The sequence below is a fragment of the Lutimaribacter degradans genome, from assembly GCF_023703375.1.
Lineage (GTDB): Bacteria > Pseudomonadota > Alphaproteobacteria > Rhodobacterales > Rhodobacteraceae > Lutimaribacter > Lutimaribacter degradans.
This window is the reverse complement of sequence record NZ_JAMQGO010000008.1, coordinates 79,864-104,445: the sequence shown is the minus strand read 5'-3', so window position 1 is coordinate 104,445 and position 24,582 is coordinate 79,864. Positions and strand designations below refer to the sequence as shown.

23 protein-coding genes and 1 riboswitch are annotated in these 24,582 nt (G+C 65.0%); of the genes, 4 read left to right on the top strand and 19 right to left on the bottom strand.

The features are described 5' to 3' along the window. Nucleotides 1-125 precede the first annotated feature (125 nt). Entirely contained in the window at nucleotides 126-1,988 is a 1,863-nt protein-coding gene (gene uvrC / locus M8744_RS12660) for an excinuclease ABC subunit UvrC (RefSeq protein ID WP_251418062.1), read from the top strand. A 141-nt stretch (nucleotides 1,989-2,129) separates the two neighbouring features. Here uvrC and M8744_RS12655 read toward each other — a convergent pair whose 3' ends face one another. The 5 genes from M8744_RS12655 to M8744_RS12635 form a co-directional block, all read right to left on the bottom strand. Then, nucleotides 2,130-3,074, bottom strand: coding sequence for a crotonase/enoyl-CoA hydratase family protein (locus tag M8744_RS12655; protein WP_353049793.1), 945 nt, complete (start codon nucleotides 3,072-3,074; stop codon nucleotides 2,130-2,132). A 79-nt stretch (nucleotides 3,075-3,153) separates the two neighbouring features. Continuing rightward, nucleotides 3,154-3,789 (bottom strand): ATP-binding cassette domain-containing protein, encoded by a 636-nt coding sequence (locus M8744_RS12650; RefSeq protein ID WP_251418035.1) that lies wholly within the window; start codon nucleotides 3,787-3,789, stop codon nucleotides 3,154-3,156. Further along, entirely contained in the window at nucleotides 3,782-5,449 is a 1,668-nt protein-coding gene (locus M8744_RS12645; protein WP_251418021.1) for an ABC transporter permease, read from the bottom strand. Before M8744_RS12645 ends, M8744_RS12650 begins: the two co-directional genes overlap by 8 nt. A gap of 16 nt (nucleotides 5,450-5,465) precedes the next feature. Continuing rightward, entirely contained in the window at nucleotides 5,466-6,662 is a 1,197-nt protein-coding gene (locus M8744_RS12640; RefSeq protein ID WP_251418018.1) for an ABC transporter substrate-binding protein, read from the bottom strand. A 2-nt stretch (nucleotides 6,663-6,664) separates the two neighbouring features. Continuing rightward, nucleotides 6,665-7,285 (bottom strand): CDP-alcohol phosphatidyltransferase family protein, encoded by a 621-nt coding sequence (locus M8744_RS12635; protein WP_251418015.1) that lies wholly within the window; start codon nucleotides 7,283-7,285, stop codon nucleotides 6,665-6,667. Between the two features lie 164 nt (nucleotides 7,286-7,449). Between M8744_RS12635 and argE the strand changes: the two genes are divergently transcribed. Beyond that, the gene (argE, locus tag M8744_RS12630; RefSeq protein ID WP_251418012.1) at nucleotides 7,450-8,616 is read left to right on the top strand and encodes an acetylornithine deacetylase; all 1,167 of its coding nucleotides are present in this window, start codon (nucleotides 7,450-7,452) and stop codon (nucleotides 8,614-8,616) included. 12 nt (nucleotides 8,617-8,628) lie between these two features. Here the strand turns inward: argE and M8744_RS12625 are convergent, their stop codons facing one another. The 8 genes from M8744_RS12625 to M8744_RS12590 form a co-directional block, all read right to left on the bottom strand. After that, complete coding sequence (locus M8744_RS12625) at nucleotides 8,629-9,276, bottom strand: adenosylcobinamide amidohydrolase (protein ID WP_251417996.1); 648 nt, start codon at nucleotides 9,274-9,276, stop codon at nucleotides 8,629-8,631. After that, the gene (locus M8744_RS12620) at nucleotides 9,273-10,025 is read right to left on the bottom strand and encodes an ABC transporter ATP-binding protein (RefSeq protein ID WP_251417993.1); all 753 of its coding nucleotides are present in this window, start codon (nucleotides 10,023-10,025) and stop codon (nucleotides 9,273-9,275) included. The genes M8744_RS12625 and M8744_RS12620 overlap by 4 nt, the downstream gene beginning before the upstream one ends. Then, complete coding sequence (locus M8744_RS12615; protein ID WP_251417931.1) at nucleotides 10,022-11,005, bottom strand: FecCD family ABC transporter permease; 984 nt, start codon at nucleotides 11,003-11,005, stop codon at nucleotides 10,022-10,024. Before M8744_RS12615 ends, M8744_RS12620 begins: the two co-directional genes overlap by 4 nt. Continuing rightward, the gene (locus tag M8744_RS12610; RefSeq protein ID WP_251417924.1) at nucleotides 11,002-11,886 is read right to left on the bottom strand and encodes an ABC transporter substrate-binding protein; all 885 of its coding nucleotides are present in this window, start codon (nucleotides 11,884-11,886) and stop codon (nucleotides 11,002-11,004) included. The genes M8744_RS12615 and M8744_RS12610 overlap by 4 nt, the downstream gene beginning before the upstream one ends. A gap of 10 nt (nucleotides 11,887-11,896) precedes the next feature. Then, the gene (locus M8744_RS12605) at nucleotides 11,897-13,690 is read right to left on the bottom strand and encodes a TonB-dependent receptor plug domain-containing protein (RefSeq protein WP_251417915.1); all 1,794 of its coding nucleotides are present in this window, start codon (nucleotides 13,688-13,690) and stop codon (nucleotides 11,897-11,899) included. A gap of 131 nt (nucleotides 13,691-13,821) precedes the next feature. After that, a riboswitch (cobalamin riboswitch) is annotated at nucleotides 13,822-14,032 on the bottom strand. 213 nt (nucleotides 14,033-14,245) lie between these two features. Further along, nucleotides 14,246-14,560 carry an HPF/RaiA family ribosome-associated protein gene (locus tag M8744_RS12600; protein ID WP_251417891.1) on the bottom strand — a complete coding sequence of 105 codons (315 nt, stop codon included), beginning with the start codon at nucleotides 14,558-14,560 and terminating at the stop codon, nucleotides 14,246-14,248. Nucleotides 14,561-14,652: 92 nt separating this feature from the next. Beyond that, nucleotides 14,653-15,450: a crotonase/enoyl-CoA hydratase family protein gene (locus M8744_RS12595; RefSeq protein WP_251417884.1), complete on the bottom strand. Its 798-nt coding sequence runs from the start codon at nucleotides 15,448-15,450 to the stop codon at nucleotides 14,653-14,655. Nucleotides 15,451-15,485: 35 nt separating this feature from the next. Next, a complete protein-coding gene (locus tag M8744_RS12590; RefSeq protein WP_251417877.1) occupies nucleotides 15,486-16,583 on the bottom strand; it encodes a CaiB/BaiF CoA transferase family protein in 1,098 nt (365 codons plus the stop codon). Nucleotides 16,584-16,837: 254 nt separating this feature from the next. Between M8744_RS12590 and M8744_RS12585 the strand changes: the two genes are divergently transcribed. Further along, complete coding sequence (locus M8744_RS12585; protein ID WP_251417870.1) at nucleotides 16,838-17,215, top strand: PAS domain-containing protein; 378 nt, start codon at nucleotides 16,838-16,840, stop codon at nucleotides 17,213-17,215. Between the two features lie 59 nt (nucleotides 17,216-17,274). Then, a complete protein-coding gene (locus M8744_RS12580; RefSeq protein WP_251417864.1) occupies nucleotides 17,275-17,760 on the top strand; it encodes a flavodoxin family protein in 486 nt (161 codons plus the stop codon). A gap of 28 nt (nucleotides 17,761-17,788) precedes the next feature. Here the strand turns inward: M8744_RS12580 and M8744_RS12575 are convergent, their stop codons facing one another. The 6 genes from M8744_RS12575 to M8744_RS12550 form a co-directional block, all read right to left on the bottom strand. Beyond that, nucleotides 17,789-19,111: an ABC1 kinase family protein gene (locus M8744_RS12575; protein WP_251417858.1), complete on the bottom strand. Its 1,323-nt coding sequence runs from the start codon at nucleotides 19,109-19,111 to the stop codon at nucleotides 17,789-17,791. A 158-nt stretch (nucleotides 19,112-19,269) separates the two neighbouring features. Beyond that, nucleotides 19,270-20,067 carry a sugar phosphate isomerase/epimerase family protein gene (locus M8744_RS12570; RefSeq protein WP_251417851.1) on the bottom strand — a complete coding sequence of 266 codons (798 nt, stop codon included), beginning with the start codon at nucleotides 20,065-20,067 and terminating at the stop codon, nucleotides 19,270-19,272. After that, nucleotides 20,064-21,281: an MFS transporter gene (locus M8744_RS12565; protein ID WP_251417845.1), complete on the bottom strand. Its 1,218-nt coding sequence runs from the start codon at nucleotides 21,279-21,281 to the stop codon at nucleotides 20,064-20,066. The genes M8744_RS12570 and M8744_RS12565 overlap by 4 nt, the downstream gene beginning before the upstream one ends. Nucleotides 21,282-21,289: 8 nt before the next feature. Further along, on the bottom strand, nucleotides 21,290-22,480 hold the full coding sequence (locus M8744_RS12560; RefSeq protein WP_251417824.1) for an acyl-CoA dehydrogenase family protein: 1,191 nt from the start codon (nucleotides 22,478-22,480) through the stop codon (nucleotides 21,290-21,292). A 12-nt stretch (nucleotides 22,481-22,492) separates the two neighbouring features. Then, nucleotides 22,493-23,680 (bottom strand): CaiB/BaiF CoA transferase family protein, encoded by a 1,188-nt coding sequence (locus M8744_RS12555; RefSeq protein ID WP_251417816.1) that lies wholly within the window; start codon nucleotides 23,678-23,680, stop codon nucleotides 22,493-22,495. Next, nucleotides 23,680-24,582: a polysaccharide deacetylase family protein gene (locus M8744_RS12550; protein WP_251417809.1), complete on the bottom strand. Its 903-nt coding sequence runs from the start codon at nucleotides 24,580-24,582 to the stop codon at nucleotides 23,680-23,682. Before M8744_RS12550 ends, M8744_RS12555 begins: the two co-directional genes overlap by 1 nt.

Here is a 24,582-nt window from a genome sequence, read left to right as displayed (position 1 = left end):
GAACGAAGAATCCGGACTGCCCAAAAGATATCATCAGAGTTATCCACAGCTTCGGTGGATTTGTTCGGCCTTGCCCTACTCGTCTGTTCATTGCAGCCGCCGCGCAAGAATCATATCTGTGCATCATGAGCCCTGATACCGACGCGCCGCGCACCGGCCACACCGTCATTCACGACTACCTGAAGACGCTGGACGCCTCGCCCGGCGTCTACCGGATGCTCGATTCCCAAAGCCGGGTGCTGTATGTCGGCAAGGCCCGCAACCTGCGCGCACGGGTCGGCAATTACGCACGCCCCACCGGCCACAGCCCCCGCATCGCGCGGATGATTTCCGAAACCGCCTCGATGATGTTCCTGACCACGCGCACGGAAACCGAGGCGCTGCTGCTGGAACAAAACCTGATCAAGCAGCTCAAGCCCAAGTTCAACGTGCTGCTGCGCGATGACAAGTCGTTCCCGAACATCCTGGTCACCGGCCACGATTACCCAATGATAAAGAAGCATCGCGGCGCCAAGCGCGAAAAGGGCCGCTATTTCGGCCCCTTCGCCAGCGCAGGCGCGGTGAACCGCACCCTGTCACAGTTGCAAAAGGTCTTCTTGCTGCGCAACTGCACCGACACCCAGTTCGAAAGCCGCACCCGGCCCTGCCTTCAATACCAGATCAAGCGCTGCACCGCGCCCTGCGTCGGAAAGATCAGCAAAGAGGAATACGGCAAACAGGTGGCTGACGCCGAGCGGTACCTGTCGGGCAAGTCGACCGAGATCCAGGAAAAGCTGGCCGCGCAAATGGCAGAGGCCGCCGAGGCGATGGAATACGAACGCGCCGCCGCCTTGCGGGACCGCATCCGCGCCCTGACGCAGGTGCAGACCGCCCAAGGGATCAACCCCCGCAGCGTGACCGAGGCCGATATCATCGCGTTGCACCTGGAAAAGGGGCAAGCTTGCGTCCAGGTATTCTTCATCCGTGCCGGCCAGAATTGGGGCAACCGCGATTTCTATCCGCGCGTGGGCGCCGATATCGACGCGCCCGAGGTGCTCGAGGCGTTCCTGGGCCAGTTCTATGATACCAAGGATCCACCCCGCCAGATCATCCTGTCCCACGGGATCGAAAACCCCGACCTGATGGAACAGGCCCTGACCGAGAAACTGGGCCGCAAGGTCACGCTGATCGTGCCGCAAAAGGGCGAAAAGGCCGAGCTGGTCGAGAGTGCCGCGCGCAACGCGCGTGAAAGCCTGGCGCGCAAGATGGCCGAAACTGCCACGCAGGCGAAATTGCTGCAAGGCGTGGCCGAAGCTTTTGGCCTGCCGGCCCCCCCGCAACGGATCGAGGTCTACGACAACTCTCATATCCAGGGCACCAACGCGGTTGGCGCGATGATCGTCGCCGGCCCCGACGGTTTCATGAAGAACGCCTATCGCAAGTTCAACATCCGCGGCCAAGACCTGACACCGGGCGACGATTTCGGCATGATGAAAGAGGTGCTGCATCGCCGCTTCAAGCGGCTGTTGAAGGAAGACCCCGACCGCGACCGCGGGCTATGGCCCGACCTGCTGCTGATCGATGGCGGCGTCGGACAGGTCAGCGCCGTGGCCCAGATCATGGCAGAACACGGGGTGTCCGACATCCCCATGGTGGGTGTGGCCAAGGGTATTGACCGCGACCACGGCAAGGAAGAATTCCACCGCAAGGGTCAGCGCCCCTTTGCCCTGCGAATGAACGACCCGGTGCTCTACTTCATCCAGCGCCTGCGCGACGAGGCGCACCGTTTTGCCATCGGAACCCACCGCGCCAAGCGCGCCAAGGCCGTGGGCGCGACCCCGCTCGACGATGTGCCGGGTGTTGGCGCGGCGCGCAAGCGCGCGCTCTTGGCGCATTTCGGTTCGGCCAAGGCCGTCAGCCGTGCGAACCTGGCCGATCTCAAGGCGGTGGAGGGGATATCGGACAGCATGGCCGAAACCATCTACGCCTTCTTTCACGAAAAAGCGTAGCCCGGCTGCGTCGGGCAAATGCCCGCCCTAAGCGTTCCCGCTTTCTGAAAATGTCGCGGGCCGTGTTTGCTGCGCCACCCCTGCGCCATCCGCCAGTCCGGCACGCAGGGCACAGGATGCGCGGTGCTGCCTGGTGCGAAGCTATCGGTTGGCACCCGGGATCGGCCCGTTCTCCGTCCAGTCCCAGGTGCCCGCGTCCCGCTCGGCCACGGCCTGTTTCCAGCCCACGGCCTCGGCCCGCGCCTTGAAATTCAGCCCCTCGGGCGAATGCCGCGTGATCCCGTCGAATATCGTGGCAAGGCGTTGGGTGTTCATCAGCCCTTGCGCCTCGATCGCCTGGTTGATCACAAGTTTCTGCATCGCCAACTGGTTGATCGGAACGCCGGCCATGCGCGCGGCCAACGCCTCGACCTCTTCATCCAGTAGGTCATCCGGCACCGATTTCAGCACCAGCCCCATCTCGGCCGCCTCGCGCCCGGTGATCTTGTCGCCGGTGAACAACATGCGCTTGGCCCGCTCGGCACCCAGTCGGTAGACCCACATTGCCGTTGTCGGGCAGCCCCAGACCCGCGTGGGCATGTACCCGATCCGGGCGGTATCGCCCATCACGACGAAGTCGCAACACAGCGCAATGTCCGACCCACCCGCAACGGCAAAGCCGTGCACCTTGGCCACCACGGGTTTCAGCGCACGCCACAGCGCCATGAAGTGCTGCGTGTTCTTCCACATGAATCGGTAATCCTGGATCGGGTCCCAGGGCATGTCCTGGGTGGCCTGGCCGTTGCCGTTGCCCTCAGCGTAATATTTCAGGTCATAGCCCGCGCAGAATGCCTCGCCGACACCGGCCAGCACAATGACATGCACCCCGTCATCGGCATCGGCGCGCTGCACGGCCTGTTCCAGCAGCACCGGCACCTCGTCATCGATGGCATTCATAACCTGCGGGCGGTTCAGCGTGATCCGCGCGATGCGCCCGTCCTTTTCATACGTCACCTTGCTCATATCTTGCTCCTCCCTTTGGCTGGCAGCAAAGCACCGTGCACTACACGCGCCAAGCGTGACGCGACGGCGCGCTTGTGCGCGCACAAGGTGGCCTGCAGCCTTGCATGCGAAAAACGATGCACAAGGGCCCGCGCGCCCAAGGCACGGGGCGAACCTCGCTTGCCTAGTCCAGCTTTATCACCAGGCCACCTGCCGCCTGCGCATCGGCCGGGTCATGGGTGACCATCAGCACCGGCAATCCCGCCGCGCGGGCCCGCTCGAAGACAAGGCTGCGGATCTGTGCGCGCCGGTCGGCATCGAGCGACGAGAACGGCTCGTCCAGCAGCAGGGCGCAGGGCGCGGCCAGCAGGGTGCGCATCAGCGCCACGCGCAGTTTCTGCCCGCCCGAAAGCGTGGCCGGATCGCGGCTGGCAAAACCGTTCAGGCCGACATCGGCCAGCGCCTTTTCAACGGCAGCCCGCCGCGCCGCGCCCCGCAACGCCCGCGGCAGCCCAAAGGCAAGGTTACTGCCCACCGACAGATGGGGAAACAGCAAAGGGTCCTGGAAGAGGATACCGATCTGGCGCGCCTCGACCGGCAGGGCGGCCAGGTCTCGCCCATCCAGCAAGATCCGGCCAGACACGGCAAAGGGGGGCGACAGCGTTCCCATCACAGCGCCCAGCAGGGTTGACTTGCCCGCACCCGAAGGCCCCATGACCGACACCACCTGCCCCGGCGCCACATGCGCCGAAAGCCGCAGCATCGGCTTGCCCGACAGGGTCACGCGCAAATCTTGCAGGATCAGCCCCGGCTCATCCATGAAGCAGCCCTCGCCTGTTGCACCAGACCAGCCGTGGCAGCCCGACGGCCAGGGCGAATGGCAAGAGCGCAAGCCCCGTTTGCACAATCGCCCAAACCGCGATGGCGCGCCTGTCGCCGCCCGCCGCCAGCGCCACCGCCTCGGTTGTTACGGTTTGCACCCGCCCGCCACCGATCAGAAGCGTGGGCAGGTATTGCCCAACCGACACGGCAAACCCCACGGCCGCTGCCGTAAGCAGAGGTGCCAGCAGCATCGGCAACCGCACCGCCCAAAGCACCCGGTCGGGCCCCGCGCCAAGACTGTGGGCAATGGTGGCCTGGCGCGCATCCCAGGCGCGGAACGGATCGCCCAACGACAAGAAGACGTAGGGAAAGACAAATATCACATGCGCCGCGACAACCGCGCCGACCCCGCCCTTGACCCCGAGCATCAGCATCCATGTTTGCACGCCCGGCAAGAATGCCACTTGCGGCGCCAGCAGCGGCAGGTACAGCAGCCATTGCCCGCGCGCGCGCAGGCGCAGGGCGTGGCGATGCTCGGCCTCGAGGCAGCCGATGGCCAGCACCAGCGCAAGGAAGGTCGACAACGCGGAAATGCCGATGGTCGTGCCCAGCGCCTCGGCCACGCCGGGCCAGTGGCGCACCCAGTTGCCCAGCGTCATCGCGTCGGGCCAGGGCGAGGGAAAGCGCCAGAAACCGGCAAAGGACCAGATTGCCAACACGCCCAACCCCGCCAGCACCGTCAGCGCCGCCGACCCGGCCAGCGCCAGCGACAACGCCGCCGTGATTGCCCCACCGGCGCGGCGCGCGCCCGACCAGATCCAGGCCCGGCCCAGCCACGCCACCACGCGTTCACCCAGGCACCAAAGGCCCAGTGCTGCCACCACAAGCGCCAGCTGCAGCGTGGCGGCGGCCGCAGCCTGCAGTCGCATTGCAAGGTCCGGGGCGTTCATCCAGCGCACCACCTGCACCGCCAGCGTGGGCGGCGTATTGGGCCCCAGGATCAAGGCCACATCGACCACGGTCATGGAAAAGGCCAGAACTACGAGCACCGGCAACCTGATCTGGGCGTAGACGCGGGGAAACACCGCCTTGAGCCAGGCCGCGGGCCGATCATGGCCAAGGCTGCGCGCCACGGTTTCGGCGCGCACCGCGTCGGCCTGCCCCAGCGCGGCCAACGTCATCAACAGCAGGAACGGCACCTCTTTCACCACGAGCCCCGCCATCAGCGACAGACCCGCCGGGTCTTGCACGATCAGCAGGTCAGGCGGCTGTGTCCAGCCGGTAGCCCAGGGCGACAGCAAGCGCACGACAAGGCCCGACGGGGCGACAAGAAAGGCCAGGCCAAAGGCGGCTGCCGCATGGGGCACCGACAACAGCGGCGAAAGCGCCCGCCGGAAGGCCGCGAAAGACCGCGTGCCCGACCAGCAGGCCACGAGCAGCATCACGATGACCAGCGAGATCACAGTTGCCCCCAGCCCCGTGACCATGCTCAGCCATACCGCGCCGGGCAGACCCGGCCAGGCCAACAGCGCCCGGAAGGCATCTACGCCAGGCTCGACCCGCCCGATGACCGGCAAGATGCCGAATGCCGGGGCCAGCGTGCCCACCAGCCCCGCCAGAACCGGCCCCAGCAACAGCGCCAGGGTCAGCATGGGCATGGCGCGCAGGCGCATGCTACCGGGTCACGCCGTAGCGGTCGATCCAGTCGGCCTCGATCCTCGTCATCCAGCTTGGATGCGGTTCGGGCAGCGCGGGGCCCAACGCCTCGGGCGACAACGTGGCAATGCCCAGATCGACCTCGTTGAACAGGGCGCGCTCGGCCTCGGGCAGCGCGGCCACGTCCAGAACCGTGCCATAGCCCAGATGCGCCGGATCCAGCGCGCGGGCCTGCACCTGCGGGCTGAGCAGGAAATCCGCCACCACCATCGCGCCGGTCTTGGCGCTGGCATTGTAGGGGATCGCCACGAAACTCGCGTTTGCAATGCTGCCCCCGCCGGGCACGAACGTGCGCACCGTGTCGGGCAGCTGGTGTTTGGCGATCGCGGTCGACGCCTCGCCGGGGCTGAAACTGATGGCCAGCGAAATTTCGTCATCCGCCAAAAGCTGGATCTGGCGCGGCCCGGTCTGCGGGTAGGCCCGGCCCTGCCGCCACAGGTGCGGCGTAAGCTGGTCAAGGAAATCCCATAGCGGCGCGGTAACGGCATCGTAATCGGCCTGTTCGACCGGCACGAGCAGCGGCGCAGTGTCGTCAAGCACTCCATAAAGCGCCTGCTTGAGGAATGTCGTGCCAAGGAAATCGGGCGGTTGCGGATAAGTGAAACGGCCCGGATTGTCCTTTGCCCAGCCTAGCAGCGCATCCATATCTTCAAGCGGTTCCATATCCGCCGTGTCATACATGAAAACCACCTGCGCGGTGGCCCAAGGGCTTTCCATGCCGTCGGTCGGCACGGTGAAATCGGCCCTGACCGGCTTGCCCTCCACGTCGACCAGCGCCCAGTTGGGCAGTTGTTCTGCGAAGGGGCCGAACAGCAGGTCCGCCTCTTTCATCGCGGCAAAGTTCGGTCCGTTGATCCAGATCAGGTCAATCGCGCCGCCGCTGTCCTGGCCGGCCTGTTTCTCCGCCAACACGCGCGAGACCGCGTCGCCCGTGTTTGACAGCTTCACATGCTCAAGCGTTACGCCGAACTCCTCGGTCACGCGCTGCCCGACCCAGGCGATAAAATCATTGGTTGTCGTCGAGCCGCCCCAGGCGTTCCAATACACCGTCTGTCCGCGCGCCTCTTTCAGCACCGCGTTCCAATCGGCCGGATCGGGCTCGGCCCAGGCCAGCGCGGGCACCATGGCCAGCGTGGCGATCATGCGTTTGAGCATCCTCACTCCCCTTTCACTCCTTCGAAAACCCGCCGCGCCAACAGCAGCCGCGACGCCCCCGTCACGAAACACAATGCCCCGAACACCCAGGCCAGGGGTGCGAACCAGCCCGGCCACAGGCACAGGGCCACGAAAAACGCGATCGTTTCGAACCCTTCCAACAGCCCGCCGGTAAAATAGAGCGATTTGACCCCGCGCGCATCCGTCTTCATCTCGTGTTTTTCCGCAAGGATCGCATACCCCAGGAAACTGGCACCGTTGAAATAGAAACTGCACAGCAGGAACGCGCCGGCGGCTCCGTTCGCCACCGGGTCGAGCCAGACAAAACCAACCGGCACCGCACCGTAGAACAGGAAATCGCAGACGATATCGAGATAGCCCCCGAAATCGCTGCCATGGCTCGCGCGGGCCACGGCCCCGTCCAGCCCATCGGCCAACCGGCTGGCCAATAGCGGCAAAAGCGCCCAACCTGGCGCACCCAGCGCGATCACCGCTGCCGCGCCCAGCCCCAGCACCAAACCCGTCAGCGTGACCGCGTCCGCCGTGACACCCCAGCGCGCCAGAACGCGCCCCTGCGCGTTCAGGACCGGGTCGATCAGGGGGCGGATATAGGCGTCGATCATGGCCAAGCCATAGACCGGGCGCGCCCACACAGGCCAGTGCCAATCGCGTTACGGCGTTGAAACAATCGCCATCGGGGCGCGGATAGGCCGGAACCTGTCGCACAAGGGCTTGAATCGCGCCGCGTGATGCGTATGCGTGGAGCATTCGACAAGGACAGGTAACCATGACGGACAGGTTCGACCACACGGTTGAGATCCTCGGCGATCTTATCGCGTTTCCCACGGTCTCGGCCGACAGCAATCTGGAAATGATTGCCCACCTCGCCAACCGGCTGAACGATGCCGGCGCCGCGGTGCAGATGATGACGGACCCTTCCGGCCACAAGGCAAACCTTTTTGCCACCATCGGCCCCGAGATCTCGGGCGGGATCGTGCTGTCGGGCCATTCCGACGTGGTGCCCGCAGAGGAAAGCGGCTGGACGGATGACCCGTTCGAAATGGTCGCACGCGATGGCGCGTTCTATGGCCGCGGCACCTGCGACATGAAGGGCTTTATCGCAGCGGCCACCGCCATGGCGCCCATGCTGTCCGAGGCAAACCTGCGCCGGCCCGTGCATTTCGCCTTTACCTATGACGAAGAGGTGGGCTGCCTGGGCGCGCAGCACCTGGTGCGCGAACTCGCGCATGCCGAGGTCCGACCCGCGACCGCCATCATCGGCGAGCCCACGATGATGCGCATCATCGAAGGGCACAAGGGTTGCTGCGAATACACCACGCGCTTTCACGGGCTTGAGGGGCACGGTTCGGCGCCCGACCTGGGTGTATCGGCGGTCGAATACGCTGCGCGATACGTCATGCGCCTGATCGAGCTGCGCGAGCATCTGAAACCGCGGGCGCCCGTGGGCAGCCGGTTCGAGCCGCCCTGGTCGACCCTGCAAGTGGGTCGGCTGCATGGCGGTGTGGCCCATAACGTCATCGCCGGCCTTGCCGAAGTCGAGTGGGAACTCCGCCCGGTGCAGACCGCCGACAAGACCTATATCACCACCGAGATCGACCGTTACGCCAACGAAGTTCTGCTGCCCGCCATGCGCGCGGTGCACCCCGACGCGCAGATCGAAACCGAGGTGATCGGCGATGTCGAGGGGCTGGAACCCGCCGACGATAACGAGGCGCGCGACATCATCCAGCAATTGACAGGCCAGAACGGTGCCGACGTGGTGGCCTTCGGCACCGAGGCGGGGCTGTTCCAGTCACTGGGGATGAGCGCGGTGGTCTGTGGGCCCGGTTCGATCGAGCAGGCGCACAAGGCCGACGAGTACGTCAGCGCCGACCAGTTGGGGCAATGCGTCGACATGCTGGAACGGTTGTGTGACGGGCTGGTGATGCGCTGAGCAGACCGCCGGTCATCGCCCGCGCCGCACATGGGCCATCCAGTACTCGCCCCCCCGGCGCACGGCCTGGTAAACCGCATGTCCCGCCGCCACGCCGAGACCCGTATGCATACCGGCAAATCCCGTGTCACCCGAAGGCGCGGCCACGGCGATGCAATCGGTGCCGGTGCCGGTGGCCAGGCCGGTCGGCAGGTCATGGCCCAGTTCGGTCACGGCGACTGTGCGTGCCTGCGCCACAAGGGCCAAAAGCTCGATCAACGCGGCCTGCGTGACACCGGCCTCAACGCGCAACGCGATGTTGATGGTTCCGAAGCTTGCCGGATCATAGGCCATGCGGGTGCCCACGCGCTCGGCATTGGACAGGCCCACGGTGGCCACCGCGGTGGCGGTCATCCCGTCCTGCGTGGCAGTGGCCACCTCGTAGGCGCGCACATCGCGCGAGGTCAGGAAACAAGGCGCGTCGCGGGCGTTTCGGCCGGCCAGCTCGGCATCCAGCCATTCGGGCACGTCCAGGTCTGGCGTCAGGTCGGCGTTGCGCACCTCGCGCCACAGGATGCGGCGTGCAGCCACGAAACCGGGCCGGTTCAACGTGTGGCTTAACACCTGCATCTCGCCGCCCAGGTCGAAACAAAGCCAGGGCCGCGCAAGCGTGACGCTCATTCCAGCACCTCGAGCGGTTGAAAGACATGGCCGTGTTCGGTTGCCGCGCTGAAAGCGGTAATGCCAAAGACCTGCGCCACCAGTTCTGGCGTCAGCACCTGCCCGGGCGGGCCATCGGCCACGACACGGCCCTGCCCCAGCAGGATCAACCGCGAGCAATGCCGCGCCGCCAACCCCAGGTCGTGCAGCGATACCAGCACCGCGCGCCCCGACCGGGCGACCTGGCCAAAGGTGCGCATCGTCGCGATCTGGTGCGCCGGGTCCAGCCCCGACACGGGTTCATCGGCCAGCAGCAGCGGCGTGTCCTGCGCCAGCGCCCGCGCGATCAGCACGCGCGCCTGTTCGCCACCCGACAGCCGCGTGGCGGTGCGGTTGCGCATGTCCGACAGGTCCATCCAGTCCAGCGCCCGCGTCACCGCCGCGCGGTCGGCCTGCGACAGGGCCCGCGCCCGGTGGGGCGTGCGGCCCAGCGTCACCAGCGCCTCGACCGTAACGGGCCAGGCGATTTCGCGCATCTGGGGCATCCAGGCCACCGCCCGGGCCCGGGCGCCCGGATCGAGCTCGGCAAGGCAGCTTTGGCCTTCATGCGGCAACAGCCCAAGCGCCGCGCGCATCAGCGTGGTCTTGCCCGCGCCATTGGGGCCAATCAACCCCACCAGTTCACCGGGCTCGATATCGAGCGTGACACCGGAAAACACCGGGCGGTCGCGCAGGGTAACCGACAGGTCGCGCAAGGACAGCAGGGTCATACCATCTCCTTTCGCGTCTTGTAGATCAGGTGCAGGAACAGCGGCGCGCCCACCAGCGCGGTCAGGACACCCAGTTTAAGGTCGCGCTCGGGCAGGATCACACGCACCGCGAGATCGGCGGCCAGCAACATCGCCGCGCCCCCCAGCGCCGAGGCCGGCAGCAGGCGCGAGGGTTGCGCCCCCACCAGCGGGCGCAGCAGATGCGGCACCACAAGACCCACGAAACCGATGGCCCCGGCAACGGCAGTTCCCGCCCCCACCACGCAGGCCGTGCCAAGGATCAGAACCAGCCGCAGGCGGGGCAGGTCGATGCCCATGGCCTGTGCCGCGTCTTCGCCCAGGGTCAGCGCATCCAGCCCCCGGCCCAGGCTGGCCAGCAACACCCAACCCAGCAGGGTAAAGGGCAGCGCCAACCACAGATGCGTCATCGACCGGTCGGCCAATGACCCCATCATCCAGAACACGATTTCGTTCACCGCAAAGGGGTTTTGCGACAGGTTCAGCACCAACTGTGTCAACGCGCCCGCCATCGCCGAGATCGCGATCCCCGCCAGGATCAGCACCAACGCCCCACCACGCGGACCGGCCAATGCAAGCACAAGCAGAACACCGCCCAATGCCCCTGCCAGCGCCATCAGCGGCAGCGCCAGCGCAAAGGCGGCCGAAAGGCCCGTCTGGATCGCCAGGACCGCCCCCAACGCGGCCGAGCCCGACACCCCGATCAACCCCGGTTCGGCCAGCGGGTTGCGCAGATAGCCCTGCATCGCCGCGCCCGCCAGGCCAAGGCTGGCCCCGATCATCGCCGCCAGTATCGCACGTGGCAGACGAATTTCGCGCATCACCATGGCAACCGGCCCCTCGCCCCCGCCGAAAAGGCCCGCCAGGCTGTCAACCGGCGCAATGCTGGCCGGCCCGACCAGCAGCGACAGTACGAACAGCGCCGCCACCCCGACCGACAGACCGACGAACAGCCGGGTCATCGGGCCGCCTCGACCCGGCGGCGCAGATCAGCCATGGCCGTGACAGCGCGCAGCGCGTGCGGCGTGCCGCAGACCCAGTCACGGTCGGTCACGGTGCCATTGACCCGCCCGCGTTTCAGCGCGGTGACAACCGGGTGCTCCATCACCGCCTCGGCCCGGCTCGCGCCGGGATAGGGGTTGCCGGTCACCACCACGTCGGGCGCGGCCATCGCCAGCATCTCCAACGGCAGCGCGCCAATGGCGCCAAAACCCATTTCGGTCGCGATGTTTTCGAACCCTGCCGCGCGCAGGATCTGCCCCGCCAGCGAGGTGTCGCCCGAGGTATAGCCATTGGCATAATAAAGCGCCGCGCGCGGACCCTTGTTGTCATGCCGCAGCGCGGCCAGATCGGCATTGAAGCGGTCGATCAGCGCCTCTGCGCGGTCAGGCCGGCCCAGCAAGTCACCCATCCGGGCCAGGCGGTCAGGAATGTCCGACAGCGCATAGGCAGGGTTGAACTCTTCCACGCGCAGGCCCAGCCGGCGCAGCATGTCGACGGTGGCGCGATCGGTGAACCGACCGGCCAGAACCAGGTCGGGCGCCATCAGATACACCTCTTCGGCACGGCCATGGATCACCGGCAGGTCGGCGGCCTTTTCGGCCATGGCCGATGTGCGCGGGTTGGCGGCCAGCGCCGTCACCGCTGCCAGTTGCCCCGGCGCGGCCAGCATCATCGCCAGCTGATCGGTGCACAGGTTCAACGATACGACCGTTTTGGGGGCATCGCGCGACGGCGCGTCGGGGGCCGACAGGGTTTCTTCCGGGGCCGACGCGCGCAAGCCCCCCGACCCTGCCCCGATGGCAAGGGCCGCCGCGCCAGTCACCACCAGCGCGACAAGCAAAGATATGACCCTAGAACGACGCACGGAGACCGAAATACGCTGCCCGGCCCGGCATGTTGTAGCCGCCGGCGGTCTCGTAATCCTCGTCCAGCAAGTTCTCGACCCGCATATAAGCCTGCGCTTGCGTGCTGACATCATATGTCACGCCCAGGTTGACCAAGGTGTAATCGCCCACCTTGTTGCCTGCGGGGGCAAAAGCGCTGGGCACCACGTCGACCACCTGTTGCACCTCGAACATGCCGCCAAAGCCCCGGCCCAGGTCGGCCTCGACCCCCAGCACCAGGTCGTGCCGGGGCACGCGCACCAGCCGCGCGCCATTGTTCTCGGCATCGGTCAGCGTGTAGTTGCCGAACAGGCTGTAGCGCTCGTTCACGTCATAGGTGCCTGCCAGCTCCAGCCCCTTGGTCGTGGTCGTGCCCGGCACCTGGTTGTAGGCCGAGGTCGTGAAATCGTACTGAATGAGGTTGTCGATCTCGGTGTAAAAGGCGGTCGCGCGGATAGACCCGGCACCAAGGTCACGCTCGACCCCCAACTCGAACGAACGGCTTTCCTCGGGTTGCAGCGTTGCGCTGCCGAAGGGGCCATAAAGCTCGTATAGCGACGGGGCGCGAAAGCCCGTTCCCAGAACCGCCCGCACCGTCCAGTCGGGCGTGGCGCGCCATGCAGCGGCCAGGCGGCCCGAGCTCGACCCGCCGAACATCGAATGATCGTCATGCCGCAACGCAAGCGACAGGTCCAAGGTATCGCTGGGGGCATAGAGCGCCTCGGTGAAAACCGAATGTGTCGTGACATCGCCGGAGGTGCCCGGCAGCGCGAAACTTTCCTCGGTGCGGTCGGCGCCGAAATTCAGCGTCAGCCCGGCATTGAGCGGCGCCGAGCCGCGATACTCCAGTGTTTCACGCTCCCCCAGGAACGAGGTCGTGAACCCGCCCGGGTCCTGCCGGTCGCTCTGATAGGCGGAAAAGGCAAGCTCGTGCTGCACCGCGCCTGTCTCGAACCGGGCAAAGGCACGCGCGCCGCGCTGGGCAAACAGGTTGGTGCCGCGGTTGTCGGTCGTGGACCGGTCAACCTCGGCGGTGCCGTCACGCCACAAAAGCGCTGCACCCAGCGTCAGGCCGTCGGTCAGGTCGTATTCCGCCGTGGCAGTCAGCATCTCGCTGTCGTACCCGTCTTTCTCGGTGTCACCCGCCCGCGCCGAGATACCCTCGGTGCGAAAGCGCGAATAGGTCATCGCAACCTCGCCACGCTCGCCACCATAGGCATAGCCGAAACTGCCCGAATAGGTATCGAAGCTGCCAAACTCCAGGTTCAGTTCGGTAGTCGGGCCCCGACCGCGCGCGCGCATGGTCGTGATATCGATCACGCCGCCAATCGCCTCGGAGCCATAAATCGCCGATTGCGACCCCTTCAAGACCTCGACCCGGCCCAAACCGGCCGACGTAAGCCCGCCGAAATTGAAAGAGGTCTGCGTTGACGACGGGTCGGCAACATCGATCCCGTTGATCCGCACCCCGATATAGTTGGTATCAAGCCCCCGAATCCGCAGCGTGGTGTTGGTGCCCACACCGCCATTGGCCGAGTAACTGACACCGGGCTGGCGCGACAAGGTCTGGCGCAGCGTCGTGTCGGTGTTCTGCAGCTCTTCATCCTCGATCACCTCGACCGTGGCGCCGGTGCGCGCTGCGGAAACCGGCGACAGGCTGGGCGACAGAACGATTGCTCCCAGATCAAGCGGTTCCTCTGCCATCGCGGGAGCGGCAGCCAGTGCCGTGATCGAGATGGAGGCCAAAATCCTGTGTTTCATACTGCTATCCTTCCAACAGGGGCGCTTTGCCCCGTATCCGACAAGTCAGGCGGAAGGACATACGCCCCCCGTGACGGTGAAAAATGCCACCACAACGGAAGGTCCGTTATCCACGGCGCGCCCCGCGCCCGGATAGGGTGATCACCTCGGCAGGTCTCCTGACTTGCGGGTCACAGCTTGGCCGGGCCTTCCCGCAGCGCCTTGGGGCGCGGCAGTGGCATATGCCGGCGTCGCTCACCGCTTACAGTTGCGGGGGCAGTCACGGATTTGGGCCGAAGCCCGCACCATGTTCCCTTTTACCCGGACGACTGAATCGCCCGGACCGAAGCAATCTCAGGGATAGCGAAAGATTGATGGCCGCGAAAGAGCAAAGACGACACAACACCCAGCCGATGCGGCCCGGCGCCCCCCTATCCGTGACCGGAACAGGCGGGCGCGCATTGTCATAGACCATGTCACAGGCCAGGCAGCCGACCAGCCGGCGCCGGCTTTCGCCGCGCCGTACTTTATACGGAAATCAACCGGGGCCAGCCTGCGGCGTGGCCGCGTCACGCCCTAGCGGCGACCCAGCTTGCCGAACTCGCTGTCCAGCAGCGCGCGCATTTTCTTCGCGCCGCCGCGCAAGGCTGCCGATACATCGGCATCATCGTGGCTGACGGTCTGGGGGTCCATCCCCTCGGGGCGCGCCTCGATCTTGCAGCGGATGTCATCGGCCCCGCCCTTGGCGGCGTTGGCATCGGCCAGGTGGACCTCGACCCGCGACAAGCGGTCAACCAGGTGGCCCAGTGCATGGGTTACGGTCTCTTCCGCCACCTCGGCCAAACGGTCATCGCCCTGGATGTTTGAATCGGTGTTAAGTTGGAACTGCATGTGTCCTCCTGGGTTGCGGGGCGCTGGTACAAGCTCGGGCGCCCCACCCACCTATTTAGGAAGGGCGCCTCGCAATTGCATCATCCCCGCAATCACTCGGGGCGAACGCGCGCGGCCGTCTTGTTGGCAAAGGCCTCCAGCCGCCCGCGCGAGGCGGGTTGGGTGTTGACGATACCCGCAACCACCGATTCCGCATAGGCCGCATCCAGCCCCGACATGTTCTGCATGTGGCTGATGGCAGAACAGATGGCGAAATTGGACAGGGGCGGGTTGGTGGCCGCGGCCCGCGCGATTTCCAGCGCCTTGGCCTCGGAATCCTCGACCAGGTATTGTGCCAGGCCAACGCTGATCGCCTCGTCGCCCTTGTAGACACGGCCGGTCAGCATCATGTCGATCATCCGCGCCTTGCCCACCAGGCCGGCCACGCGGATCGTGGCGCCGCCTCCGGTGAACAGGCCGCGCTGCCCCTCGGGCAGGGCAAAATAGGTGCTTTCGTCGGCCACGCGGATATGCGCGCTGCTGGCCAGTTCCAGCCCGCCGCCGACGACCGCGCCCTTAAGCGCGGCAATGATCGGCACACCGCCATATTCCATCTTGTTGAACGCTTCGTGCCAGCGCAGGCAGACATGCATGAACTGCTCGGGGCTGCGATCCTGCTGGTGATGCTCGACCAGGTCCAAACCGGCAGAGAAATGCGTGCCCTCACCGCGCAGGATAACCGCCCGCGCGCCCATGCGCGGCAGTTTCGAAAACACGTCGATCAACTCGTCGACCATTGCCGCATTCAGCGCGTTTCGTTTTTCGGGGCGGTTCAGAGACAGGGTGACGATGCCCTCGTCATCGGCGCTGATGGCCAGGGTTTCCAGTTGGAAGATATCCAGGCTGTCCATTCGAATCTTGTCCTTCTGTTTTGATCGGGTCGAACTCAGTCCCCGGCCAATTCGGCCAGGATGGCGTCGGTATCCTGCCCGCGTTCGGGCGCGGGGCGTGGCCGGTCTGGCGCCTGCCCGTCAAAGCGCGGCGCGGCGGCGGCCTGCAACACCCCGTCGGATTGCTGCCAGATGCCGCGCGCGGCGATATGCGCGTCGCCCGCCGCCGCATCCGGCGCGTTCACCGGCCCGACACAGGCATCGCTGCCATCGAACAGCGCCAGCCAATGCGCCAGCGGTTGCGCGGCAAACATCGCAGCCAGCCGCTCCGACAGGTCGGGCCAGGCCGCCTTGTCATATTGCCGCGCGGCGAAATCGGCATCATCCGACAGGCCAAGCAGTTCCAGGAAAATGGCGTAGAACTTGGGTTCAAGGCATTGCACGGACAGGAATTTGCCATCCGCGCAGGTGTAGCAGCGGCTCCAATGCGGGCCATCCAGCAGGCTTTGCCCGCGCATCATCGACAGCCCGCCCGCCACGTTCAACGACATCAAGAGGTTCATCATGTGGGCCGAGCCGTCAACGATGGCGGCATCCACCACCGTGCCCCGGCCACTGCGTCCGGCCCGGATGATCCCCGCCAGCATCCCCGCCACCAGGTACAGCGCGCCACCCCCGATATCACCCACCATCGTGGGCGGCGTGAATGGGGGCTGCCCAGCAGGCGAGGCATACCACAAGGCACCCGACAGCCCGATATAGTTCAGGTCATGTCCCGCCTGAAGGCTGCGCGGCCCATCCTGGCCCCAGCCGGTCATCCGGCCATAGACCAGCGCGGGATTGATACCGTGGGCATCTTCGGGGCCAAGGCCCAGCCGCTCCATCACGCCGGGGCGGAACCCTTCGATCAACCCGTCGCTACACGCGACCAGGCGCTTGACGGTATCCATGTCGGCGGGGTCTTTCAGGTCCAGCGCGATCGACCGCTTGCCCCGGTCCAGCAGGTTGCGCGCCGCCTTGTCGGGTGCGCCGGCGCCACCGCCACCCTTGCGGTGCACCACGATCACATCCGCACCCAGGTCGGCCAACATCATGGCCGCGAAGGGCCCCGGGCCCAGCCCCTCGATTTCGATGATGCGAATACCGTCCAGCATGGCGCGCCCTCCCCGGCTTGCATATTTCTCCTCGGGGCGCATTAACGGCATCCCGAGGTCCGAGCGCAAGCGCCCCGGCCAAAAGTGACGCAGGGTCGGAGCACCGCATCATGGCCCGCCATCCTGGCCAAGCGCCCTGTGCTTGGCCGCCAAAGCGTGCTAATCAAATCGTCAAAATCCGGCCGCCCGGCCCCGAGGCCCCGGCAGCGCAGGGTGAACCACGTGACAAATATTGCAGCAGAAAGGCTTGCATCGTGCAGGACAAGGATATCGATCAAGACCATATCAGGTCGCTCCTGGAACAGGACGAAATCGAGATGAGCGTTGTGATCTCGGACCCTTCGCAACCAGACAACCCGATGATCTATGTCAGTGACGAGTTCGAGACACAGACCGGCTATGCCCCGGACGAGGTGATCGGACGAAACTGTCGTTTCCTTCAGGGGCCGGATACGAACCCCCACGCCATCGAGGCGATCCGCCAGGGCCTGAAGGCCGAGACCCGCTTTACCATCGACATTCTCAACTATCGCAAGGATGGCACGCCTTTCGTCAACCGGCTGCGCATCCGGCCAATTTATGACGCCGAAGGCCGGTTGATGTTTTTTGCAGGGGCACAGAACCCGGTTTGACGCCCCGCGCCCGATAGCGGCGCCGGGCCTGATCTGCTTGGGAAAGGGCCGATTTCGATATGCCAGACCTGTTGATCGTCTATCACTCGCTGACGGGCGGCAGCCGCCAGATGGCCGAGGCCGCCGCCAGCGCCGCGCGGGACGAGGTGGAAACAACGCTGAAAACAGCGGTCGAGGCGGAGCCGGACGACCTGTTGCAGGCCGATGGATACATCTTTTGCGCGCCCGAAAACCTGGCCGCCATCGCCGGCTTGATGAAGGATTTCTTTGATCGTTGCTATTACCCGGTTCTCGGCCGGATCGAGGGCCGGGGATATGCCCAGATGGTCTGCGCCGGATCGGATGGCGAAAACGCCGCGCGGCAAACCGCCCGCATCGCGCAGGGCTGGCGCCTGAAAGAGGTGCAGCCGCCCCTGATCGTCTGTACCCATGCCCAGACACCCGAAGAGATCCTTGCCGAAAAGACCATCGGCCAGAACGACCTGTCACGTTGCCGCAGCCTGGGGGCCGCCATGGGGGCCGGTTTGCAGATGGGCGTTTTCTGAACGCCAAGGCATGGGCGCCTGACGCGCCTCATTCAAGGTAGCGCCGCAGATATGCCTCGACGGGCAGCGTCGCGCCAAGGCGACTGCCCAGAAGGAACATGCCGCCGAACTTGCGCTGAAGATACAGCACATCCATCGGTAGGGGCGGCGGCACATAGCCCGCCTGCGCCAGGGCCATACCCTGCTCATTCATCCGCGCCGATAACGTGCGGTCCGCGAACTCAAAGGCCTCAGCCCCACGGATCGCATCGAATACCGTGCCGATCATTGCCAATATATGGGCATCGAACGTGCCATCCCCTTTGATGAAACGCAGCTCTTGCGCGGCGACCTGCAGCGCGGGGGCATTGCCCTCCAGCCCGGCACGCATCAGGCGGCGGTAGCCCCCGGTCAACGACGGGTCCAGCGCCCGTGTCGCCCCGAAATCCAGCAAGACGATCCGGCCCGTTTCGGCATTGTAGCGGTAATTGGCAAAATTCGGATCGCTTTGCGTCAGCCCGAATTCGAACACCTCGCGCAGGGTCAGGTCGATCAGGCTTCCCATTATGCCATTGCGTTCAGCCTGCGGGGCCTCGGCCGCGGTTTCGATGGGGCGCCCTTCAAGAAACGACATGGTCAATATCTTGCGCGTGCTCCAGTCGGCGTGAAACATTGGCAACGCGAAGGCCGCGCTGTCCGCCAACAGGCGGGCGAAGCGTTCAAGATGCGCGCCCTCGCGCGTGTAATCGGTTTCCTCGTGCAGTTGGCTGCGCGCCTCTTCCATGTAGGGGGCCAGGTCGAACCCGCCGGGCAACAGCCCCGACATGCGCACCAGGGCGCCCACATTGGCCACGTCGCTGTCGATGCTGTTCGCGATACCGGGATATTGCACCTTTATCGCCACGTCGCGCCCGTCGCGCAGCCGCGCACGGTGGACCTGCCCGATACTGGCCGCAGCGATGGGGCGCACGTCGAACTGCCGGAAATGCCGCTGCCAATCACCGCCCCAGTTGCGCGTCAGCACCTGTTTCAACTGCGCGGGCGGCATGACATGCGCCTGGTCCCGCAGACGCGCCATGATCCCGGCCAACTCGGGCGGCAAGACCTCGCCCGCATCCATTGAGATAAGCTGACCCATCTTCATCGCCGCGCCTCGCATCCGCGAAAGCTCATCTGCCAGGCGGCGCATGTTGGCCGGTGTCATCAGCAGACGGCGCATCTCGGGCCGCGTGCCCCGGCCCAACGGGCCCAGGGCACTGACTGCCATGTTTCCGGCGATCCCCGCTGTCATCGAGCCGAGCCGCGCGAAACGGTTGATCCGGCCTGCTGGCACCGCCAACGGGCGCGAGGCGTTCGACGTAGATTTGGTCAAATCCTGTGTCCTTTTGCGGGGCCGACGCAATCCACGCCACGCCAGCGTTTCTGCAACGTCACGGCCACGATTTTCACACCGCCAACAGATAGATAGGGCAGGCATCCCGATGTCGAGCCCCGGCCCCACTAACCCCGGCGCGGCACAACAAACGGGGTTCAGTATTGCGCAGCCCATACCGACGGAAAGACACTGGAAAGCAAGCGCGCAGGATCACGCCCAAACAGATCACGTTCGAACAGTTCAACCTCGATCGCGCCTTGGAAGCCGCTGTCCCGCGCGGTCGCGACACAACGCGCCGCCCAGTCAGAAAGTGGCAAGTCCCGATGCATCGCGCCCGCGCGCATCACCGGTTCGCAGACTTGCAATACCACAGGATGCGCTGGCTGCCCGCCAAGCAGCGCCCCCAGCTCAGGATCATGGGCGGAATGATAAAGATCGACGATCAAGCGTGTCGCCGAAAGATCGCGGATAACATCAAGCGCCTGATGTATGGAATTGCAAACGCCCTTGGTCAGGCATTCGGCCGGGTGGATCGGTTCAAGCCCGAGCGTAACCCCCACCGCCTCGGCTTCGCCGTCAAGGGCGCCAAGCTTATCGACGAAGCGCGCCCGCGCGTCGGGCAACCTGTCAAAGGCCCCTGCCCCGCCGGTAATGACGCAAAGCGCCCCGGCTTCGAGCGTGGCCGCCGCCTGGACCAGGCGACGGTTTTCCTCCGCCTGGCGCGCCTGGAAGGCAGCATCGGGATCGGTAAAATACCCGGCGGAATTGAGCGAAGAAACCGACAAGTCGCGCCGATAGAGTTCGCGACGCAGGCGGTCCGGCGCCATCTCGGACAGCGCGCGGCGCGTCAACGCGACAGACCCGGCCCCAAGCCGCGCGGCAAGGTCGAGAAAGTCGCCCAGCGGCCACCCTGCGGGCCAAATGTAGTGATTTACCGCGAAAGGATATCTCATGCGCCCGGACCGCGGCGCATGACCGCCAAAAGTATCAACAACCCCGATGCGATCAGCGTGACCCCGAATAGCGGCACCGAGAAACCGCCCGTCCAATGCGCAAGCGTGCCAAAGGACACGGGCCCCAGCACCCCGCCGATCTCGGCAGAGGTAAAGAACAGCCCGCCCGCCAGCCCCAGCCGCTCCTCGGGCACGCCGGGTGTTTCCATTAGCAGCATTATGGCGACGGTCATCATCGATCCACGCGCCAGGCCTTGCAGCATTAGCCCCGTTGCAAGAAGTATCGGCTGTTGCGATTGCAGCAACAAGCTGGCCAGCAGCACAGCCCCGAACAGCGTGGCCATAACGAGCAGCCGCCGCTCGGGCGTGGCAAGGCGCGGAATGAACAGCACCCCCAGGATACCGATGGCCGGGGGCAGCGCCGCCCAGACACCGGCCGAGACCGCGGTAAACCCGTAGCTGCGCAGGATCTCGGGCATCCAGTTGTTGAAACCGTGATTGATAAAGAACACGCCCACGGCCATGATCAGGATCACCCGCACGGCAGGCACCGAAAGAATCTCGGCAAAGGCGCGCAAGTTGTATTTCTTGCCGTCCCCCGCCGCGCCCAGATCCGCGGCGCGCCCTCGGGACACCATCAACCAGAAAAACCCCGAGGCCAGGACCAGCCCCGCATATGCCGCCATCACCCCGCGCCAATTGCCTCCGACAAGCGGCAGGACGACCGCGTTTGTCAGGCCCAGCGCCACCAACCCGCCAAGATATGGCCCTGTCACGTAAAGCCCCATCGCGGTGGCGCGGGCCTTGCCCTCGTAAAGCCGGGCAATGACAAGCGGCGCACCGACCGAGATCATCGGCCCGCCCGCGCCGAAGACCGCAACCGCAAGAAAAAGCTGGAACGGCGTCTCGGCCACACAGCGCAAAAGGGCCGAGGAGGCCATGATGACCGTCGCCAGTACCAGCATGCGCCGCGCGCCCAATCGGTCAAGCAATATACCACAGGGCACGGCACACAGGATGTAGGCAAGCGGCCACGACCCCAGGATCGCGCCGATCACGGCGTTATTGGCGTCGATATCGGCGCGTATCTCGGCCAGCAGCGGGGCCATCGACGCGATGATGACCCCGAAACTGAAATAGACACCCCAGACGCCCGCCAGAACCGGCCAGCGCGCCGCGACGCCAGGTGCCGGGGCCAGGGTTGGGCTGGTCACGAAACGGCTCAGTAGCTGCGCGGCAAGCCAAGTACGTGCTGGCCAAGAAAACCGTAAATCATGTTCTTCGAAATCGGGGCCGTCTGGTACAGGCGGGCTTCACGCCACTTGCGCTCGATCCCGTATTCGCGGGCGAATGCAAAGCCTCCATAGGTCTGCATGCAGATTTCGGCACAGGCCCACGAAGCATCGGCAGCCAGCAGCTTGGCCATGTTGGCTTCGGCCCCGGCCTTTTCACCGGCATCGAACATCGCGGCAGCCTTTGTGACCATCAATTCGGCGGCCTGCGCCTTGGCATAGGCATCGGCGATGGGAAACTGGATACCCTGGTTTGCGCCGATAGGGTGGCCGAACACGACGCGGTCATTGGCATATTCGCACGCCTTGTCGATAAAGAATTTCGCATCGCCAATGCACTCATAGGCGATCAGGATGCGTTCGGCATTCATGCTGTCGACGATGTATTTGAAACCACGTCCCTCTTCGCCGACCAGCGTATCGGCAGGGATTTCCACGTTGTCGAAAAACACCTCGCAGGTGTTGTGGTTGATCATCGCATCAATCTTGGAAAGGGACAGGCCGTTTTTCCGCGCGTCGTTCATGTCGATCAGGAAAACCGACATCCCGTCAGAGCGTTTCTTGCACTCGGCGGCGGGCGTGGTGCGCGCCAGAAGCAGCATGAGATCGGACTCGAAGGCCCGGCTTGTCCAGACCTTTTGGCCGTTGACGATATAAGTGCCGTTCGCGGTTTTCTCGGCCCGTGTCTTGAGCTGCGTGGTGTCGCTGCCCGTTGTGGGCTCGGTTACGCCGAACGCCTGCAGGCGCAGCTCGCCCGTGGCGATCTTGGGTAGGTACTTCTGTTTCTGTTCTTCCGATCCGTGCTTCAAGACCGTGCCCATCGTATACATCTGCGCGTGACAGGCTGCGGCGTTGCAACCCTTGGCATGGATCGTTTCCAGAACGGCACCGGCCGCCGAAAGGGGCAGGCCCGCCCCGCCATACTCTTCCGGGATCAGCGCCCCCAGAAAGCCAGACTTGGTCAACGCCGAGACGAAGTCATGCGGATAGGCGTCTTCCTTGTCCAGCTTGAGCCAGTATTCATTGGGGAAATCCTCGCACAGCCGGCCAACCGCGTCGCGAATATCCTGCCAGCCGGGATGCACGGGCATCGTGATCATGTCAGAGTCGTATTGGGTCATGTGGGGCGTCCTTCAGATGACGTTTTTTTCGCGCAGGGCAGCAATCTCGTCGTCCGAAAGGCCGAGATCGCCAAGTATGGCGTCGGAATGTTCACCCGCATCCGGGGCCGAGACATAGACCGACGCGGGCGTGCGCGACAGTTTCACGGGCTGCGCGACAAGGCGCGTCTGGCCGCGGGCGGGATGATGCACGGGGGCTGCCATTTCAAGATGCTGCACCTGCGGATCGTCAAAGACCTCGTCCATCATGTAAATCGGACCGGCGGGCACTCCCACCTCTTCCAGTGCGGCAACCCAATGGGCCGTGGTGTTCTCGGCGAATATGGGTTCAAGCAGGCCCCAAAGCTCGGGCCGGTGTTCAAACCGGGCCGCGTTCGTTGCGTACCTGGCATCCTGCGCCCAATCGGGCTTGCCGATAAGTTTGCAAAGGGCCTGCCATTGCGTGTCGCTGCCGACGCCCAGGTTGAGATAGCCATCGCTCGTCGGCACAACGCCCATCGGCGTGACATAAGGGTGATCGTTTCCGGTCGATCGCGGAACCTCACCCTCGACCAGGTAGCGCGCGGCCTGGAAGTCCATCAACGCGATCTGCGCCTCCAGAAGCGAACTTTGCACCCATTGCCCGCGGCCAGATGCGGCGCGTTCCTGCAAGGCCACGAAAATGCCGATCGCCGCATACAACCCGGACGAACTGTCGGCCACGGCTGCACCTGCACGCATCGGCCCTTCGTCGGGGTTGCCGGTCACGCCCATCAGCCCGCCCATGCCTTGCGCGATCTGGTCAAAGCCCGCGCGGCGCGCATAAGGACCAGTTTGGCCAAAACCCGAGATCGAGGCAAGGATGACGCGCGGGTTCACCCTCGCCAGGTCTTCATAGGCGATGCCAAGCCGATCCTTCACGTCGGGGCGAAAATTCTCGACAACCACATCCGCGCCCTCAACCATGCGCAAGAACAGCGCCCGGCCCTCAGGCGCTTTAAGGTTCAGCGTGAGAGAGCGCTTGTTGCGGTGCAGGTTCAACATGTCATAGCCATGCCGCGCCCCTGAAACACCCGCCGACGGATCGGCACCCACGGGGGCCTCGATCTTGATAACGTCTGCCCCGAAATCGGCCAAAACACGACAACAGGTCGGCCCTGCGCGGACGCGGGTCAGATCAAGGACTTTCAGGGATTGCAGGGCGGTTGAACGCTCGGCCATCATCCTGCCTCCATCACGCGTGCGGCCCCGTCGGAATCGGCTTTGGCATACCAGTCGCCAATACCGCTCGAAGTCAGGAAAATCGTATCGTCACGCGCCGTCAGCAGATCTAGCGCGGCCTCGAAATGATGCGCGACATGGGGCACGCCGATGATGTGCGGATGCAGGGCCAGCGTCATCACCCGCGGCTGGCCTTTCATTTCCCTTTCGAACACCGCCAGCGTCGCCTCGACACGCTTCAGGTATTCATCGGTCGATCCGTTCTGGATCGCATAGACCGGCACGTCGTTAAGCTCGAAACTGTAGGGTAGCGCCATTAGCGGCCCATGCTTTGTTTTCATCCATGTCGGCAGATCGTCAAGCACCCAGTCATGCAAGAACTCGACCCCCTCGGCCTTGAGAAGGTCGGGCGTCTCCTCGGTTTCGCCCAGTCCCGGGCCCAGCCACGCGCGGGGCCGCTTGCCGCCGGCTTGCTCCAAACGGTCAAGACAGCGGCGGATCACCGCGGCCTCGTCCTCGGCCTGTTTCAGCGATTGCTGGAACCATCCATGACCGACCAGTTCCCAATCTGCCTCGACCACCGCGTCCATCAGCGCGGGGTAGACATCGGCCACCTGCGCATTCAGGAAAGCGGAGCACGGAAGCCCCTTGCGCGCCAGCATGTCAAGCATGCGCGGCATGCCGCAGCGCATACCGTATTCCACCCATGAAAAATTCGGCACATCCGGGGGGGCGGGGGTGGCACCGTGGGGGGCGGGAATGATGCCTCGCGGCATCGGCCGCTCGATCGGCCAATATTCGATGTTCATCACGATATGAACGATAAGCGTCTTTCCCGCGGGACCGGTCAGGGGCGCACGGTCCGACGAAAGCTGGAAAGGGATGCGCGGATTTGACGGCAT